The 14,466-nt window shown below is 67.4% G+C and carries 14 protein-coding genes; 8 read left to right on the top strand and 6 right to left on the bottom strand.

Features of this window, described 5'->3' with window-relative positions:
- Nucleotides 1-53: 53 nt before the first annotated feature.
- From ACYSM9_RS10870 to ACYSM9_RS10860, 3 genes are read left to right on the top strand one after another with little or no spacing between them, the layout of a single operon-like run.
- On the top strand, nt 54-1,070 hold the full coding sequence (locus ACYSM9_RS10870) for an IniB N-terminal domain-containing protein (RefSeq protein WP_461856968.1): 1,017 nt from the start codon (nt 54-56) through the stop codon (nt 1,068-1,070).
- A gap of 45 nt (nt 1,071-1,115) precedes the next feature.
- Nucleotides 1,116-2,999, top strand: a complete 1,884-nt coding sequence (locus ACYSM9_RS10865; protein WP_461856967.1) for a dynamin family protein — start codon at nt 1,116-1,118, stop codon at nt 2,997-2,999.
- Nucleotides 2,996-4,474: a dynamin family protein gene (locus ACYSM9_RS10860; protein WP_461856966.1), complete on the top strand. Its 1,479-nt coding sequence runs from the start codon at nt 2,996-2,998 to the stop codon at nt 4,472-4,474. Before ACYSM9_RS10865 ends, ACYSM9_RS10860 begins: the two co-directional genes overlap by 4 nt.
- On the opposite strand, the gene ACYSM9_RS10855 is transcribed toward ACYSM9_RS10860, so the two are convergent.
- On the bottom strand, nt 4,471-5,007 hold the full coding sequence (locus ACYSM9_RS10855) for a hypothetical protein (protein ID WP_461856965.1): 537 nt from the start codon (nt 5,005-5,007) through the stop codon (nt 4,471-4,473). The genes ACYSM9_RS10860 and ACYSM9_RS10855 overlap by 4 nt on opposite strands.
- Before the next feature lie 38 nt (nt 5,008-5,045).
- On the bottom strand, nt 5,046-5,435 hold the full coding sequence (locus ACYSM9_RS10850; protein WP_461856964.1) for a PLD nuclease N-terminal domain-containing protein: 390 nt from the start codon (nt 5,433-5,435) through the stop codon (nt 5,046-5,048).
- 60 nt (nt 5,436-5,495) lie between these two features.
- Here ACYSM9_RS10850 and ACYSM9_RS10845 point away from each other — a divergent pair, with 60 nt between their 5' ends.
- The gene (locus ACYSM9_RS10845) at nt 5,496-5,801 is read left to right on the top strand and encodes a DUF4229 domain-containing protein (RefSeq protein WP_461856963.1); all 306 of its coding nucleotides are present in this window, start codon (nt 5,496-5,498) and stop codon (nt 5,799-5,801) included.
- On the opposite strand, the gene ACYSM9_RS10840 is transcribed toward ACYSM9_RS10845, so the two are convergent.
- The 4 genes from ACYSM9_RS10840 to ACYSM9_RS10825 form a co-directional block, all read right to left on the bottom strand.
- Entirely contained in the window at nt 5,798-6,679 is an 882-nt protein-coding gene (locus tag ACYSM9_RS10840) for a 1,4-dihydroxy-2-naphthoate polyprenyltransferase (protein WP_461856962.1), read from the bottom strand. The two genes, ACYSM9_RS10845 and ACYSM9_RS10840, sit on opposite strands and share 4 nt — an antisense overlap.
- A gap of 75 nt (nt 6,680-6,754) precedes the next feature.
- Nucleotides 6,755-7,963: an AMP-binding protein gene (locus tag ACYSM9_RS10835; RefSeq protein ID WP_461856961.1), complete on the bottom strand. Its 1,209-nt coding sequence runs from the start codon at nt 7,961-7,963 to the stop codon at nt 6,755-6,757.
- Nucleotides 7,964-7,975: 12 nt separating this feature from the next.
- Nucleotides 7,976-8,929, bottom strand: coding sequence for a 1,4-dihydroxy-2-naphthoyl-CoA synthase (locus ACYSM9_RS10830; protein ID WP_461856960.1), 954 nt, complete (start codon nt 8,927-8,929; stop codon nt 7,976-7,978).
- 22 nt (nt 8,930-8,951) lie between these two features.
- Nucleotides 8,952-9,392: a VOC family protein gene (locus ACYSM9_RS10825; RefSeq protein ID WP_461856959.1), complete on the bottom strand. Its 441-nt coding sequence runs from the start codon at nt 9,390-9,392 to the stop codon at nt 8,952-8,954.
- A gap of 323 nt (nt 9,393-9,715) precedes the next feature.
- Between ACYSM9_RS10825 and ACYSM9_RS10820 the strand changes: the two genes are divergently transcribed.
- From ACYSM9_RS10820 to ACYSM9_RS10805, 4 genes are read left to right on the top strand one after another with little or no spacing between them, the layout of a single operon-like run.
- Nucleotides 9,716-10,831 carry an extracellular solute-binding protein gene (locus ACYSM9_RS10820; RefSeq protein ID WP_461857006.1) on the top strand — a complete coding sequence of 372 codons (1,116 nt, stop codon included), beginning with the start codon at nt 9,716-9,718 and terminating at the stop codon, nt 10,829-10,831.
- 4 nt (nt 10,832-10,835) lie between these two features.
- Nucleotides 10,836-11,780 (top strand): carbohydrate ABC transporter permease, encoded by a 945-nt coding sequence (locus tag ACYSM9_RS10815; RefSeq protein ID WP_461856958.1) that lies wholly within the window; start codon nt 10,836-10,838, stop codon nt 11,778-11,780.
- Between the two features lie 3 nt (nt 11,781-11,783).
- The gene (locus ACYSM9_RS10810) at nt 11,784-12,716 is read left to right on the top strand and encodes a carbohydrate ABC transporter permease (RefSeq protein ID WP_461856957.1); all 933 of its coding nucleotides are present in this window, start codon (nt 11,784-11,786) and stop codon (nt 12,714-12,716) included.
- A 4-nt stretch (nt 12,717-12,720) separates the two neighbouring features.
- A complete protein-coding gene (locus ACYSM9_RS10805; protein ID WP_461856956.1) occupies nt 12,721-14,442 on the top strand; it encodes a hypothetical protein in 1,722 nt (573 codons plus the stop codon).
- Nucleotides 14,443-14,466 lie beyond the last annotated feature (24 nt).

Here is a 14,466-nt window from a genome sequence, read left to right as displayed (position 1 = left end):
GACCGGGTAATGGCGACGGACGTCGCCACCGAGAAGATGTGAGGACCACGCACATGCCAACACTCGCAAACGACCTTGTGCAGTTCCTGATGCACCTCTTTGGCAACCCGGAGGCGGCGCGGGACTTCCTCGAAGACCCGGAACGGGCCCTGTCAGACCACGGGCTTGGCCATGTCACCTCTGCTGATGTTGACGCGGCAATGCCGGTCGTCCTCGACTACGCACCCATCAGCGTCAACGCCGCCTTCGACCGGGATGAGCACACGGGCAGCAACGGCGCCGGCACGGGCCACTCCGGCTGGACCGGGCCCGTTGCCTTGGCGGGAAACGGCGGTGCCGGGGCTGCCGGCGGCCCCGGCGGGGGCAGCCAGGAGCATGAGGACCATGCCTACGCGGTCCAGCAGCTGCACCATGTGATGAACCACTACTCCTACACTGCCGGCACCACCATGGTGGACGACCGGGACACCATCACCGACCAGTCCGTGACGCAGAACATCTGGGCCCACGGCGACGTGGAACAGTGGTTCGACAACGACGCCGCCGTGGCGCCGGGAGACCAGGCCGTCACGGCGGTCGTCTCCGGCGGCGATGCTGACGCCAGGGACGCCTCCACCACCGGGGACACGTACAACACCGACGTCGCCCTTGACATGGAGGCTGCCTGGGACGGTGCGGACCACTCCGCTGCGTGGGACGGCGCCGACCACTTCGCCGGCACGGAGATGGACGGGCCCTTCAGCGCGGACAGCTCCGTCGACAGCCTGGCCCCGGAGCCGGACGCCGTGAACCAGGCGGAAGCCTTCGACACCCCGGACGCCGCCACCACGCAGGACGCCGTCAGCGACGCCGGCACCTCCATCGATGCGGCCGCGGATGGCGCCGCGGAAGACACCTTCCAGGACCACCCGGACACCGTCCTGGTGGAGGACGACGCGGCAGCAGCCGGCAACCCGATCGATTTCCCGGAGGACACCTCCAGCCATACCGGCGCGGACATGGACCAGCAGGCCGCCATCGACGATCCGGTGCTTGACGGCCCGGTGATTGACGACTCCGCCGCGCTGTAACACGCTTGTTCCGGAAGGAATGCGCCCGGCACGGGAGGACAGTCTGTGGCAGAAGCAGGACCGGCAAGGCCGCCGGCTCCCGCGCCGGCGGGACAGCTGGTGCGGCTGGTGGAGCAGGGCCTCCAGCTCGTGGGCACCGGGGACCGGGCCGACCTGCGCAACCGCCTGGAGCATGCCCTCGCCCGGCTGCAGGACCCCAGCATCAGGGTGATCGTGGTGGGGGAGTTCAAACAGGGCAAGAGCAAGCTCATCAACGCACTGGTCAACGCCCCGGTGTGCCCCGTGGACGACGACATCGCCACGTCCACCCCCACGGTGGTCCGGTACGGTGACCCGGCGTCGGCCGCGGTCCTGGTTCCCGTTGCCGATACAGCAGGCGGGGACGGCGGCAGCGTGGAGCGCCGGCCGATCGACCTGGCAGAGCTCCCCGCGTTCGTTTCCGAGCAGGGCAACCCGGGCAACCGGAGGAATCTGGCGGCGGCTGAAGTGTGCCTCCCCCGCAGGATGCTGACCGGCGGGCTCACCATTATCGACACGCCAGGGGTGGGCGGCCTCGGCTCGACGCATACGCTGACCACACTCACCGCCCTGCCCACTGCCGATGCCATGCTGCTGGTCTCGGATGCCTCCCAGGAATACACCGAGCCTGAACTGCGCTTCCTCCGGCAGGCCATGCGGATCACCCCCAGCGTCGGCGCCGTGCTCTCGAAGACGGACCTGTATCCGGACTGGCGCCGGGTTGAGGAGCTGGACCGGGAACACCTGAAAGAGGTGGCCCCGGACATCCCCCTCTTCCCGCTCTCCGCCGACCTCCGCCTGGAGGCCGCGCGGCTGCAGGACAGCGAGCTCAACGCCGAATCCGGCTTCCCGGCACTGGTGGCCCACCTCCGGAACGAGATCGTGGGGAACGCCCAGCGCCTCCAGCGCCGGTCGGTCAGCCAGGACCTGCTGTCCGTCACCGGCAACCTGCGGCTTTCCCTGCAGTCCGAGCTTGGGGCGCTGGAAAAGCCGGAAGGGACACCGCACATGGTGGCGGAGCTGGAACAGGCCAAGGTGGAGGCCGATGAGTTGCGGAAACGGTCAGCCCGGTGGCAGCTGACCCTCAGCGACGGCATCAATGACCTCATCGCCGACATGGAATACGACCTCCGGGACCGCCTCCGCCGGATCCAGCGGGACGCCGAAGTGGCCATCGACCAGGGCGACCCCGGGCCGGTCTGGCCCCAGTTTTCGCAGTGGCTCGAGGAATCCGTGGCTGCTGCCATCTCCGATACCTTCGTGTGGACCAGCGAGCGGTCCCAATGGCTGGCCGCCCAGGTGGCCGACCACTTCGCCGCTGACGAGGTGTCGCTGCCGGTGCTGCATGTTGCCGACTCCGGCGACGCCCTGGACCCCGTCGAAGAGATGCCGGGGCTGGATCCCGGCCGTGTGAACCCCGTGCAGAAAGTCCTCATCGGCATGCGCGGATCCTATGGCGGCGTCCTGATGTTCGGGCTGCTGACCGGTATTTTCGGCATGGCCCTGATCAACCCCTTGTCCGTGGGCGCCGGGCTCCTGCTGGGCCGCAAGGCCTACCGGGAGGACAAAGAAGTCCGGCTTAAACGCCGCCAGGGCGAGGCCAAGGCGCTGGTGCGCCGCCAGCTCGACGACGTCACGTTCCAGGTGGGGAAGCAGTTGAAGGACCGGCTGCGGCTCGTCCAGCGGACCATCCGGGACCATTTCACCGGGATCGCTGACGAATACCACCGGTCGCTCGCTGATTCGGTGTCCGCGGCGCAGAATGCGGCGAATTCCTACGCCCGGGAGAAGGAAGGGCGGGTCCGGGAGATCAAGGCGGAACTCCAGAAGGTTGACGCCCTCCACCGGGCGGCGGAGGCCGTGGCGGCCGACGCCGGGGCGGGGGCGCACATGGCAACGGAGGTGGCATGACGGCGTCCACCACGGCCCGGGCGGCGGACCTGCTCCGGGAAGCGCTGAAGGCCTACGGGGACGAGCCCGACGTGGTGGAGGCACTCCAGCGGTACCAGCGCCGGCTCGCCGAGCCGCTGCGGGTGGCGATCGCCGGGATGGTCAAGGCAGGCAAGTCCACGCTCCTGAATGCCATCGTGGGGGAGGAGATCGCCCCCACCGATACCGGAGAGTGCACCCGGATCGTCACCTGGTACCGGCACGGGCACACCCCGCGGATCACCCTGTACCCCAAGGCAGGGGAGCCGCGGCCCCTGCCGCTCAGGCGGACCAACGGCCGGCTGGTCTTTGTCCTCGACGGGCGGGCTGACGACGTGGACCGGCTCGACGTCGAATGGCCGTCCCCGGCCCTGCGCACCATGACCCTCATCGACACTCCGGGGATCGCCTCGCTGTCCCGGGACGTGTCCGAAAGGTCCACCGGCTTCCTGGCCCCCGAGGATGCGCCGTCCGAAGCAGACGCCGTCATCTACCTGATGCGCCACATGCACGCGTCCGATCTGCGGTTCCTCGAATCCTTCCGCGACGACGCCGCCGGCCGCTCGGGCACCGTGAATGCCATCGCGGTGCTGTCCCGGGCCGACGAAGTGGGGGCCGGACGCCTGGATTCCCTGATTTCCGCCGCGGACATCGCCGGCAGGTACGGCCAGGACCCCAACCTGCGGAAGCTGGCGCTGGGGGTGGTCCCGGTGGCCGGGCTCCTGGCGCAAAGCGCGCGGACCCTTCGCCAGTCCGACTTCGAATCCCTGCGGTTGCTGGCCGCCCTGGACCGCGGTGCCCGGGAGCGGCTGTTGCTCTCCGCCGACAGGTTCCGCCGCTCGACGGAACCGGAAGGGTTGAGTGAGGAGGCCAGGGCGTCGCTGCTGGAACGCTATGGGCTCTTCGGCATCCGGCTGGCAGCGGTGCTGATCCCCAACGGCTTCCCGGAACCCACCCCGCTGGCGCATGAGCTGGCCCGCCGCAGCGGGCTGGACTCCCTCTTGGCGCTGCTGGACCGCCAGTTCCAGGCAAGGGCTGATGCGTTGAAGGCCCGGACTGCGGTGGCCGCGGTGGAAAACCTCCTGCACACCAGGCCCAGGGAGGGGACGCAGGCCCTGGCCGCGGCGCTGGAGCGGCTGCAGGCCAACGCCCACGAGTTCCGCGAACTCCGGTTGCTGGCCGGCCTCCGGAGCACGGGAGTGGACGTCCCCCCGGAACTGGCGGCGGAAGCGGAACGGCTCATCGGCGGCTTGGGCACGGCAGCGCCCCTCCGGCTGGGCCTGCCCCCGGATGCCGGCGCCGGGGAACTGGCCGCAGAAGCCCGGGCCTGCCTGGCGCGCTGGCGGGAGGTGGCCGGGAATCCGCTGACCGCACGTTCGGCGCTGGAGGCGTGCCGGGTGGTGGTCCGAAGCTGTGAGGGCATGCTGGCGGAGCTGTCCGGCGCGAAGGTGGCCTAGTCCTTGGTTCCGCGCGGCGTCAGCCACGCGCCGGCGGAAGGCAGGAACAGCAGCCCCAGGCCGGCGCATGCCATGATCAGCGCACCGCCCCAGAGCAGTACCACATGGCTGCCGGCTTCGCCCCGCGGAACCAGGAAGGCGGACGCCACCAGCAGGACCGCCGCATGGCCGGCGAGCAGGGGGACCAGGACCCAGCGGGCCCACCTTCGTCGCCCCATCACCACGGCCAGCACGGCGGCCTCGAGGATGATGAACAGCAGCAGCGCAGCCAGGCTTCCCCAGAAGATGGTGCCCGCAGTCGCCCCGAGAGCGTCCGTGCCGCCGCCCGGGGCGAGGTCCGCCACCAGGACGTTGAGCCTCTGCAGATGCGAGTCACGGGTCAGGAAAGAACCCGCCAGCACTGCAAGGCCCGTCACGAAGCTGGCCAGCCACAGCCGCCGGGCGGTACGTACGGCCCGCGGCGGCCTGGGGACCAGAGGGATGGGCGGCGGTGCAGAGTAGGAGGGCCCCGGCCGCGGCGGGGGAACGGACATGCGCCGTTCTTCACCGCCGGGTTGGGACGCCATGGGGCCTATTTCAACCCATCGGTGTCGTGCTCGTCAGTCCCGCGCTGGCCCTTGCCGTTGTTTTCCCGGCCTTTGGCCTCCAGCTGTTCCTTGAGTTTCCTCAGGCGCTCGGCCTCGGCCTGGTTGCGGCGGCGGGCTTCGAGGTTGCGCAGGAAGTCCGGGTCGTCATCCGGGGCGGTGGGGTGCGGGTAGGCCTGCGGCTGTGGACCGGTGCCCCGCGGCCGGCCGATCAGCAGCCACAAAATGGCGCCCAGGACGGGCAGGAGAATCATCACGATGATCCACGCGGGTTTCGAAATCCCGCGGGTCAGGCGGCCTTCGGTGCGGATCACGTCCACCAGGCCATACACGAAGATGACGAGGACTGCCACGGCCAAAGCCACACGGAAGAGCATGCCATTAAGTCTATCGTCAGGACGGGCAGGGGCCGCTGGCGGGGCCGCTAAACTTGGATAGTGGCCTTTTTGAAATATTCCCTGATCCGGCTGGCGCTTTTCGTGCCTCTCTTCGTGCTGTTCACACTCCTGCAGCTTGGGGTGCTGATGTCCGTGATCTGCGCCGCGCTGATTGCCTTCGCCATCAGCTACCTGTTCTTCCAGAAGCAGCGGGACGCCGCCACGGCAGCCCTGCAGCACCGCTTTTCCGGTAAGGCCAAGCCCTTGCGGTCGGCGGGCGAGGTCCGGGATGCCAACGCGGAGGACGCGCTGCTGGACGCCAACCCGGACATCACCATCAACAACGCCAAGGGCAAGAAGAACTAGAACCCGTGGCTGAGTACCAGTCCGAGTGAGAACAGCAGGCTGTAGCCGAGGTTGATCAGGCCGGTCTGCTTCAGGACCGGGATCAGGCTTTTGCGCTTGCGGCCGTTGATCATCAGCCAGGCCGGCATCAGGCACGCCGGGATGAGCAGCAGGACAATCAGGATCCACGGCCGCCCGGGCGCCAGGATCACCACCAGCAGGATGGCGACGGCGAGCATCAGGACGTAGCTTTCGCGTGCGTGCTTGTCGCCCAGGCGGACGGCCAGGGTCTTCTTGCCGGCCTGCATGTCCGTGGGGATGTCCCGGACATTGTTGGCCATCAGCAGCGCGGTGGCGATCAGTCCCGTGCCGATGGCGCCAATCACCGCGGACAGGTTGATGTGCCCGGCCTGCGTGTACGTGGTGCCGAGGGTGGCCACCAGGCCGAAGAACACGAACACGAAAAGGTCGCCCAGGCCCATGTAGCCGTAGGGGTTCTTGCCGCCGGTGTAGCCCCAGGCGGCCATGACGCAGCCCAGTCCCACCAGGATCAGCCACCAGGCCTGGGTGAGGACCACCAGGACCAGGCCAAACACCATGGCCAGGGCGAATGTGCCGAACGCAGCCCACTTGACGTGCGCGGGTTTGGCGGCGCCCGAGCCCACCAGCCGCAGCGGCCCCACCCGGTCGTCATCGGTGCCGCGGATGCCGTCGGAGTAGTCGTTGGCGAAGTTCACGCCCACCTGGAGCAGGAGCGCCACCAGCGCCGCGAGGATGGCGTTGGGCAGAAGGAACGAATCCATCTCGTAGGCGGCGGCAGAGCCGATCAGCACCGGAGCGATGGCTGCGGGCAGCGTCCGGAGCCGGGCGCCTTGGATCCATTGGGTGGCTGTGGCCACTGTTAGTACCTCGTGTTGTTTCGGTAGGACGGCAGGATGGAACATCCGCACCCGCCGCGGGGGTGCAGGTCCACTTTACTTTCCCCGGTGCCGGGCACTGAGTTCTGCGGTCATCGCCAGCCGGTCCGGTTTGCCGTTCGGCAGCATCTTCAGGGCCGGCGCGGTGAGGACCGTTTTGGGCGCCAGCACTCCCAGCGCGCCGCGCCACTGCTGCTGGAGGACGACGGCGGCGTCCCCGGCGATGTGCCCGCCGTCAGTACTGTCCCCGTCACTGCTGTCCGGTGCCAGCGCGACGTACGCCGCCACGGCCTGGCCCCACTCCGCGGACGGAACACCCGCCACGAAAGCCGCGCTGACGGCGTCGGACTTTTCCAGCTCAGCCTGCACCTGTGCGGCGGATACCTTGACGCCGCCGGTGATGATCACGTCGTCGGCCCGGCCCAGCACGGTGAGCCGGCCGTCGTCGTCGATGCTGCCGAGGTCGCTGGTGCGGAACCAGCGCACGCCGTCCTCCTCGAAGAACGTCCCGGTCTCCTCATCCGGTGCCTCGATGTAGCCGGCGGCGACCGTGTCCCCGCCGAGCAGGATCCGGCCGTCGGGATCCACCCGGACGGAGACGCCCTCCAGCGGGTAGCCGTCGTACACGCAGCCGCCGGAGGTCTCCGCGGAACCGTAGGTGGTGACCACCCGCACGCCGGCCGCGCGGGCAGCCTCCAGCAGGGACGCCGGGGCAGGGGCGCCGCCCAGCAGGATGGCGTTGAACCTGCGGAGCACGGCGAGGGTGTCCGGCGAGGGGTTGTCCAGGAGCCGCTGCAGCTGGGTGGGGACGAGCGAGGTGAAGCGGATCTTGTCCGTCAGTTCGAGCGCTGCCGCGGTGAAGGCCTCGGGGGTGAAGCCGCCGGACATGTCCATGACCCAGGGCCGGGTCCCGGCGAACAGGGACCGGACCAGCACCTGGATGCCGGCGACGAACTGCACGGGCAGCGCCAGCAGCCACTGGCCCTCGCCCTTGAGCCGCAGCGCGGTGGCCATCGAGGACGCCGCCAGGGACTCCACGGTGAGCAGCGTTGCCTTGGGTGCGCCGGTGGAGCCGGAGGTGCGGACCACGGCCACGGCATCGTCGCAGCCGGGGGTCTCCACGTGCCCCACGAGCAGGGCCCCGTCCGGGTCGACGGAGAGTTCGACGGCGGGACCCTCGCCGTGGAGGGCGGCCGCCAGTGCCTTCAGTGCCGGTTCGATGTTGAGGGGACCGCCCGGGGCGGGCGCGGGTGTTTCGCTGTTCATTGCCGTCCTGCCTTAGAAGTAGTGCGGGAAGCGTGACCAGTCGGGGTCGCGTTTTTGCAGGAAGGCCTCCTTGCCTTCCACTGCCTCGTCCGTCATGTAGGCCAGCCGGGTGGCTTCGCCCGCGAAGACCTGCTGGCCGGCCAGTCCGTCGTCGGCAAGGTTGAAGGCGAACTTCAGCATGCGGATGGCCTGGGGGGACTGCCGCGCGATGTCCGCGGCATATTCGAGCGCAACCTCTTCCAGCCGTTCGTGGTCCACGGCTTCGTTTACGGCGCCCATGCGGACCATGTCCTCAGCGGAATATTCGCGGGCCAGGAAGAAGATCTCGCGGGCTGTCTTTTGCCCCACTTGCCGGGCCAGCAGCGCGGAGCCGTAGCCGGCGTCGAAACTGCCCACCGTGGCGTCCGTCTGCTTGAACTTGCCGTGCTGCCGGGAGGCGATGGTGAGGTCGGAGACGACGTGCAGTGAGTGCCCTCCGCCGGCCGCCCAACCGTTGACGACGGCGATGACCACCTTGGGCATGGTGCGCATCAGCCGCTGGACTTCCAGGATGTGCAGGCGCCCGGCCCGGGCGGGGTCGATGGTTTCCTGCGTCTCGCCGTCGGCATAGCGGTAGCCATCCCGGCCCCTGATCCGCTGGTCGCCGCCGGAGCAGAACGAGTGGCCGCCGTCCTTGGGGGAGGGGCCGTTGCCGGTGAGCAGGACGGTGGCCACGTCCGGCGTCATGCGGGCGTGGTCCATGGCGCGGTAGAGCTCATCCACGGTTCCGGGCCGGAAGGCGTTGCGGACCTCGGGCCGGTTGAACGCGATCCTGACGGTGGGCAGGTCGCGCACCCACCCGCCGCCGGAATTCCGCTCCACCTGCCGGTGGTACGTCATGTCCTGGAAGTCCTCGAAACCGGACACCACCCGCCAGCGGGTGGGATCGAAGACGTCGGACACCGGGGCGGGGATCTGGTTGCTCACCGTCCAAGTCTAGTAATCGTGCCTAGCTGATGCAGAACTCGTTGCCCTCAGGGTCCGCCATCGTGTGCCAGGAATGCGGTCCCTGCTGCGCGGTCCAGAGGAACGTGGCTCCGCGGGCCTCCAGTTCCCGGCGAACCTCGTCCTTGTCCCGGCCGTCCAGCCTCACGTCCCAGTGCACCCGGTTCTTGACGGTTTTTCCCTCCGGCACCGTCTGGAACAGCATCCGGCGCTCCGGTGCCTTCGCCTCGATTTCTTCGGGCGGCCGGATGGCGGCCCCGTCCTTCCACACCAGGTTTCCGCGGTGGGTCATCGTCTGGCCTTCCGTGGCGTAGCCCTGCTCGATCATGGACCGGATGAAGCCCGCGTCCTGCGGTTCCACTTTCCACTGCAGGGTTTCGGCCCACCAGTCGGCGAGTTCATGCGGTTTTGCCGAGTCGATGACGATCTGGATGTTCAGTCCCATGCCACCACGGTAAGGCGGCCGGAGGGGGGTTGCGGAAGGCGTGCGTGCTGGAGGTTCAGCCGCCTCCAACGTTGAAAAGTATTCTTGACTTTATGTCATGACATAGGTCACAGTGTGGAGCGGAAAGGGTTTTCCCTCAATGCACAGCGAGAGACAGGACAGAGCATTGTCAGAGCAGACAAGAATCTCCAGCATCACCCGCCGCCAGTTCGGACTAACTGCCTTGGGCCTTTCGGCTTTGGCCGCGGGCCTCACAGCCTGCGGCGGGGGCGGAGGTTCTTCTGACGGAGGGACCAAGACCCTCCAGCTGATCCTGTCCGGGGATACCAACCAGGGGGGGCGCTTTCGCGGCGGCCGCCAAGAAATACAAGGAAGCCACTGGCATCACGATCGAAGTGGTTGACGTTCCCACCGCCGACATCACCACCAAGCTGAAGAATGCCGCCACGGCGAACGACCTCCCCGCGCTGGCGCGTGTGACCGGCCTCGATCCGCTGTGGGCCAACCAGCTCCAGGACCTCTCAGACATCGCCAGGAACCACGGCATTGATGAGAAGTACCTGCAGGAATCCCCTGACGGCATCATTCCCGCCATCCCCTCGGACCTGACCGCGGTAGGCCTCTTCGTCAACAAGAGCCTCTTCGACAAGGCCGGCGTCAAGTACCCCACAGCCATTGAAAACACCTGGACGTGGGACGAATTCATTGCAGCCGTCAACGAAGTCCGCGAAAAGGCCGGTGCAAAATACGGCGTCGTCATGGACCGCTCCGGCCACCGCCTGCGCGCCATGATGTACGAGTTCGGCAGCACCGCCTTCGCCAAGGAGAACGGCAAGTACGCCGGTGACAGCAAGGCCGTGGAAACACTGGAGTATTTCCAGAAGATCAACAACGACCAAACCATGCCCAAATCCGTCTGGCTCAGCGGCGAGGACGGCAACGCCATGTTCAAGAGCGGCCAGGTTGCCGCCTACTACTCCGGCAGCTGGCAGGTGGCGGACTTCAACAAGAACATCAAGGACTTCGAGTGGCTGTCCGTGCCGCTGCCGAAGAAGGAAGTCAACGCCACCAACCTCGGCGGCGGCTTCATGGTCGCCTTTAAGGACACCGGTGCGGACGAGGAAGCCAGGAAGTTCATCGACTGGTTCTACGACGACGCCAACTACACCGCTTTCGCCCAGCTGGGCGGTTACCTCCCGGCCAAGGACCTCAAGGTGGAGTACCAGTTCCAGCAGCCGTCCTTCGAGCTGTACCAGCAGCAGATCGCCACAAACGACGCCAAGGGTGACAACGCCATCAAGCGCGTCGTGGCCGAAGCCTACGCAGAAGCACCGTTCTCCGGCGACCCGCTCCGCGAGGAAACCGTCAAGATGCTCTCGGGCAGCCAGGACGCAAAAACCACGGTGGATAACATCGTGAAGCTCTACAACGGGGCCTGATCCCGTGGCGCAACCAACCATCAGCACTGTCGCGCCGCCGAAAGCACCGGCACGGCGGCCAGCTGGCAGCAGATCCGCCCAGAAGCGCCGTAACCGTTACGTCACCGCCCCGCTGATCCTGATCGGCGTCAACGTGGTGCTCTTCCTGGTCTTCTTCGTCTGGCCCGGAGCGCTGGGCATGCTGTACTCCTTCACGGACTACCGCGGGGTCGGAAAGCTGCATTTCATCGGGCTCGCCAACTTCCAGAAGCTCTTCGCGGATGGCAGCTTCTATGCGGCGCTGGGCCGGACCTTCGCCTACACCATCCTCTCCGTTCCGCTGGTGTACGCCTGCTCCCTGGGCGTAGCCGCGCTGCTGGTCAGCAGGGCGGTCCGGGGCCGCACCGCGGCCAAGATTGTAATCTTCCTGCCGTGGCTCATCTCCCCGATCGTGGTCGGCGTCATCTGGAAGTGGCTGTTCGGCCAGGACTTCGGCTTCGTCAACTTCGTGCTCTCCTCCCTCGGCGGCAGCCCCCTGCCGTGGTCGAGCAACGGCGACCTGGCCCTGGCGGTTGTCATATTTGCCTCGGCGTGGGGCGGGACAGCCTTCAACATGCTTTTGTTCATCGCGGCTTTGAAGAACATCCCGGAGGCCCTGCTGGAAGCGGCAGAACTGGACGGGGCCAACGCCTGGCAACGCTTCCGGCACGTCACGCTCCCAGGCATCGCGCCGACGTCGTTCATGGTCATCCTGCTCTCCACCATCCACGCCATGAAGGAATTCGCCATGATCCAGGCTTTGACAGGGGGCGGACCCGGAACGCAGAACACGCTGATCGTGCAGTACATCTACAAAACCGGTTTTGAGCAGTCCAAAGTGGGCTACGCCAGCGCGGCCTCCATGGTGCTGATGGTGGTCCTGCTGGCCATCGCGCTCATCCAGCTGCGGTTCAACCGGAAGAAGGGCTGACCTATGACGACAGCTGCCAACCTTCCTCCCGCCGTGGCGGAACCCGCTCCGGGCGCCGCGAGCGTACCGGGCCGCAAGGTGTCCCGCGCCAGGCACGGCGGGCGGGGAAACCGGGAACTGCGCGCCAAGGTTTCCGTCCCGCTCACCGTTCTGATGTGGGTCATTGCTGCCGTTTACGCGTTCCCGTTGCTGTGGTTCGTCCTCAGCTCCTTCAAACCCGGCAGCGAACTGTTCAGCTATCCCTTGTCCATGCTTCCCAGGGAATGGACTTTCCAGGGCTTCGTGGACGCCTGGGAACGCGTGAACTTCGCCCAGTACTTCCTCAATACGGCCACGGTGGCCATCGCCACCACGGTGCTCACGGTCTTCTTCAGCGCCTGCACCGGCTACGCGCTGGCCAAGTACAACAACAAGGGCACGAGGCTGTTCTTCGTGTGCATCCTGGCAACCACCATGCTGCCCACCGAGGTCATCCTGAACCCCACGTTCTCCGTGATCCGGGACCTGGGCCTGTACAACTCGCTGGCGGGCATCATCGTCCCGTCCGTCCTGACGGCGACCGGCGTGTTCATGTTCCGGCAGTTCTTCCTGACCGTTCCGGACGACCTCCTGCATTCCGCAAGGATCGACGGCGCCAGTGAACTGGCCATCTTCTTCCGGATCATGCTTCCACTCTCGAAGCCCATCCTGTTCACGCTGGCGATCTTCTCGTTCCAGTGGCGCTGGAACGACTACATCTGGCCGCTGATCGTGCTCAACGATCCCAAGTGGTACACGCTCCAGGTTGCGCTGCGGAGCATCGTCGGTGCGGAAAACATCGACTGGCCGGTGCTCCTGGGCGCTTCGGTCATTTCCCTGCTTCCGCTGGTCCTGGTGTTCTTCGTCTTCCAGAAGTATGTGCTGAACGCCGATGTCAGCGCCGGGCTGAAGGACTAGGACCATGCACGCAACAGCAACTGACGCCGCCTTCCGCCAGCGCATGGCGCAGGCCGCGGACCACGAGGTGGAAGCGTTCCTGGAAGCGCACGACGCCGCGGCACTGGCGCACCGGCCCGCCATGGCCAGGCTGCTTGCCCTGGTGGCGGTGTTCACCGAGCCGGGCTCCGGCTTCCACCGGCAGGAGCGGCTGGCGCGGCCGATGGTTCAGTGCCTGGACCGGTTGGAAGCCCTGCAGGGCCCGGGAGGCCTCTTCGACGGGACCAACCTCAGCTCGCCACCGGATTCTGCATTCACCCTGAACGACGTCTGCGTGGCCCTGCAGCTCATCCGATCCTTCGGTGCTGCCGGATCCGTGCTCTCCGATGTGGATGGCCGGCTCAGCGCCATCGTGGCCCGTTCCGTCGACTCCATGGTGGCCGGGGGCGTCCACACCCCCAACCACCGGTGGGAACTTTGCGCCGCGCTGGCACGGATCAACCAGTTGCAGCCTAGGGAGGACATTGCGGACCGGATCGGGCAATGGCTGGCCGAGGGGATCGACCAGCTGCCGGACGGGATGTATTCCGAACGCAGCCCGCTGTATGCGACCGCGGTCACCAATCCTTCCCTGCTGGCCATCGCGGACAGCACGGACCGCCCTGGCCTGCTTGACCACGTCCGGCGGAACCTCACGGCTTTCCTGCCCTGGTTCAACCCGGACGGCACCGTGGAATCGGTGTTTTCCCGGCGGCAGGACCAGTGGATGCGCTTCGGTGCCGCCCCGTTCCTGCACCTGTACCTCCGGATGGCACACCAGGACGGCAACCAGCAGTTCGCGGCCGCCGCCGCCTGGCTGGCGACGCTGCCGCTGCACGAACCCGCCAAGCTCCTCGCGCTGGCCAGGCTGGATCCCTGGCTGGCCGGGGCACTTCCGGATCTGCAGGCGTCGGACGTTCTGCCGGAGCTTCCCCGGGCCCTTGCCCCGGCCGAAGCGGGCCTCCGCAGCTGCGGGGCCTACCGGTTCAGGGAAGGCCCATCGGCTACCACCATCTTCGGCGGGTGCGATCCCCTCGTCCCGGGAGTTGTCTCCGGCCTGGCCACCAGCCCCACGTTCCTCCGCTTCAGCCACGGCGCAGCCCTGCTCACGGACGTCCGGCTGTCACGGAGCTTTTTCGACCTCGGGCCGTTCCGCAGCCAGCGGGTCGTCCGGGACGGCCGCAAGCTGGTGCTCTCGGAAGAGCTCGCCGCCAGCTTCTACCAGCCGCTGCCGGCGGGGAAGCTGCGGGCGGACGGCATCTACGGGCTGCAGCATGAGGGCAGGTTCAGTGCCAGCATGGACTTCAGTTCGCGGCCGGCCACAGTGCACCGGCTCGGCACCGAGATCGCCGTCCACGCCGGAAACGGGCAGGCCAGCCTGGATATCCGCTTTGACGGCACGGACACGGCCTTTGCGCTGGAACTGACCTTCCGGCCGGGAGGGGTGCTTGACGGCGTGGAACCGGCAGGTGCGCCCGGGACCTTCCAGCTGGTGTCGGGGACAGGTACGTACCGACTGGGCCAGGATGTCATCGTTTTTGGTCCCGGGCTGCCAGCCGATCCCGATGCCCCGGCCGCCTACAACCCGGGCGAAGCCTACCGGTACCCCGGGGGCACCAACGCCGCCGAGGGCCTCAAGGTGTACATCACCGGCCGAACCAGTGGCACCCATCGGTTCACCTTCCGTGGGTCAACGCTGCCGGACTGATGCAGGGACCCGGCGGGTCCGGTG

The organism is Arthrobacter sp. C152 (assembly GCF_054890965.1).
Note: the sequence above shows the minus strand (reverse complement) of the source record. Positions and strands in the feature narration are given on the sequence as shown.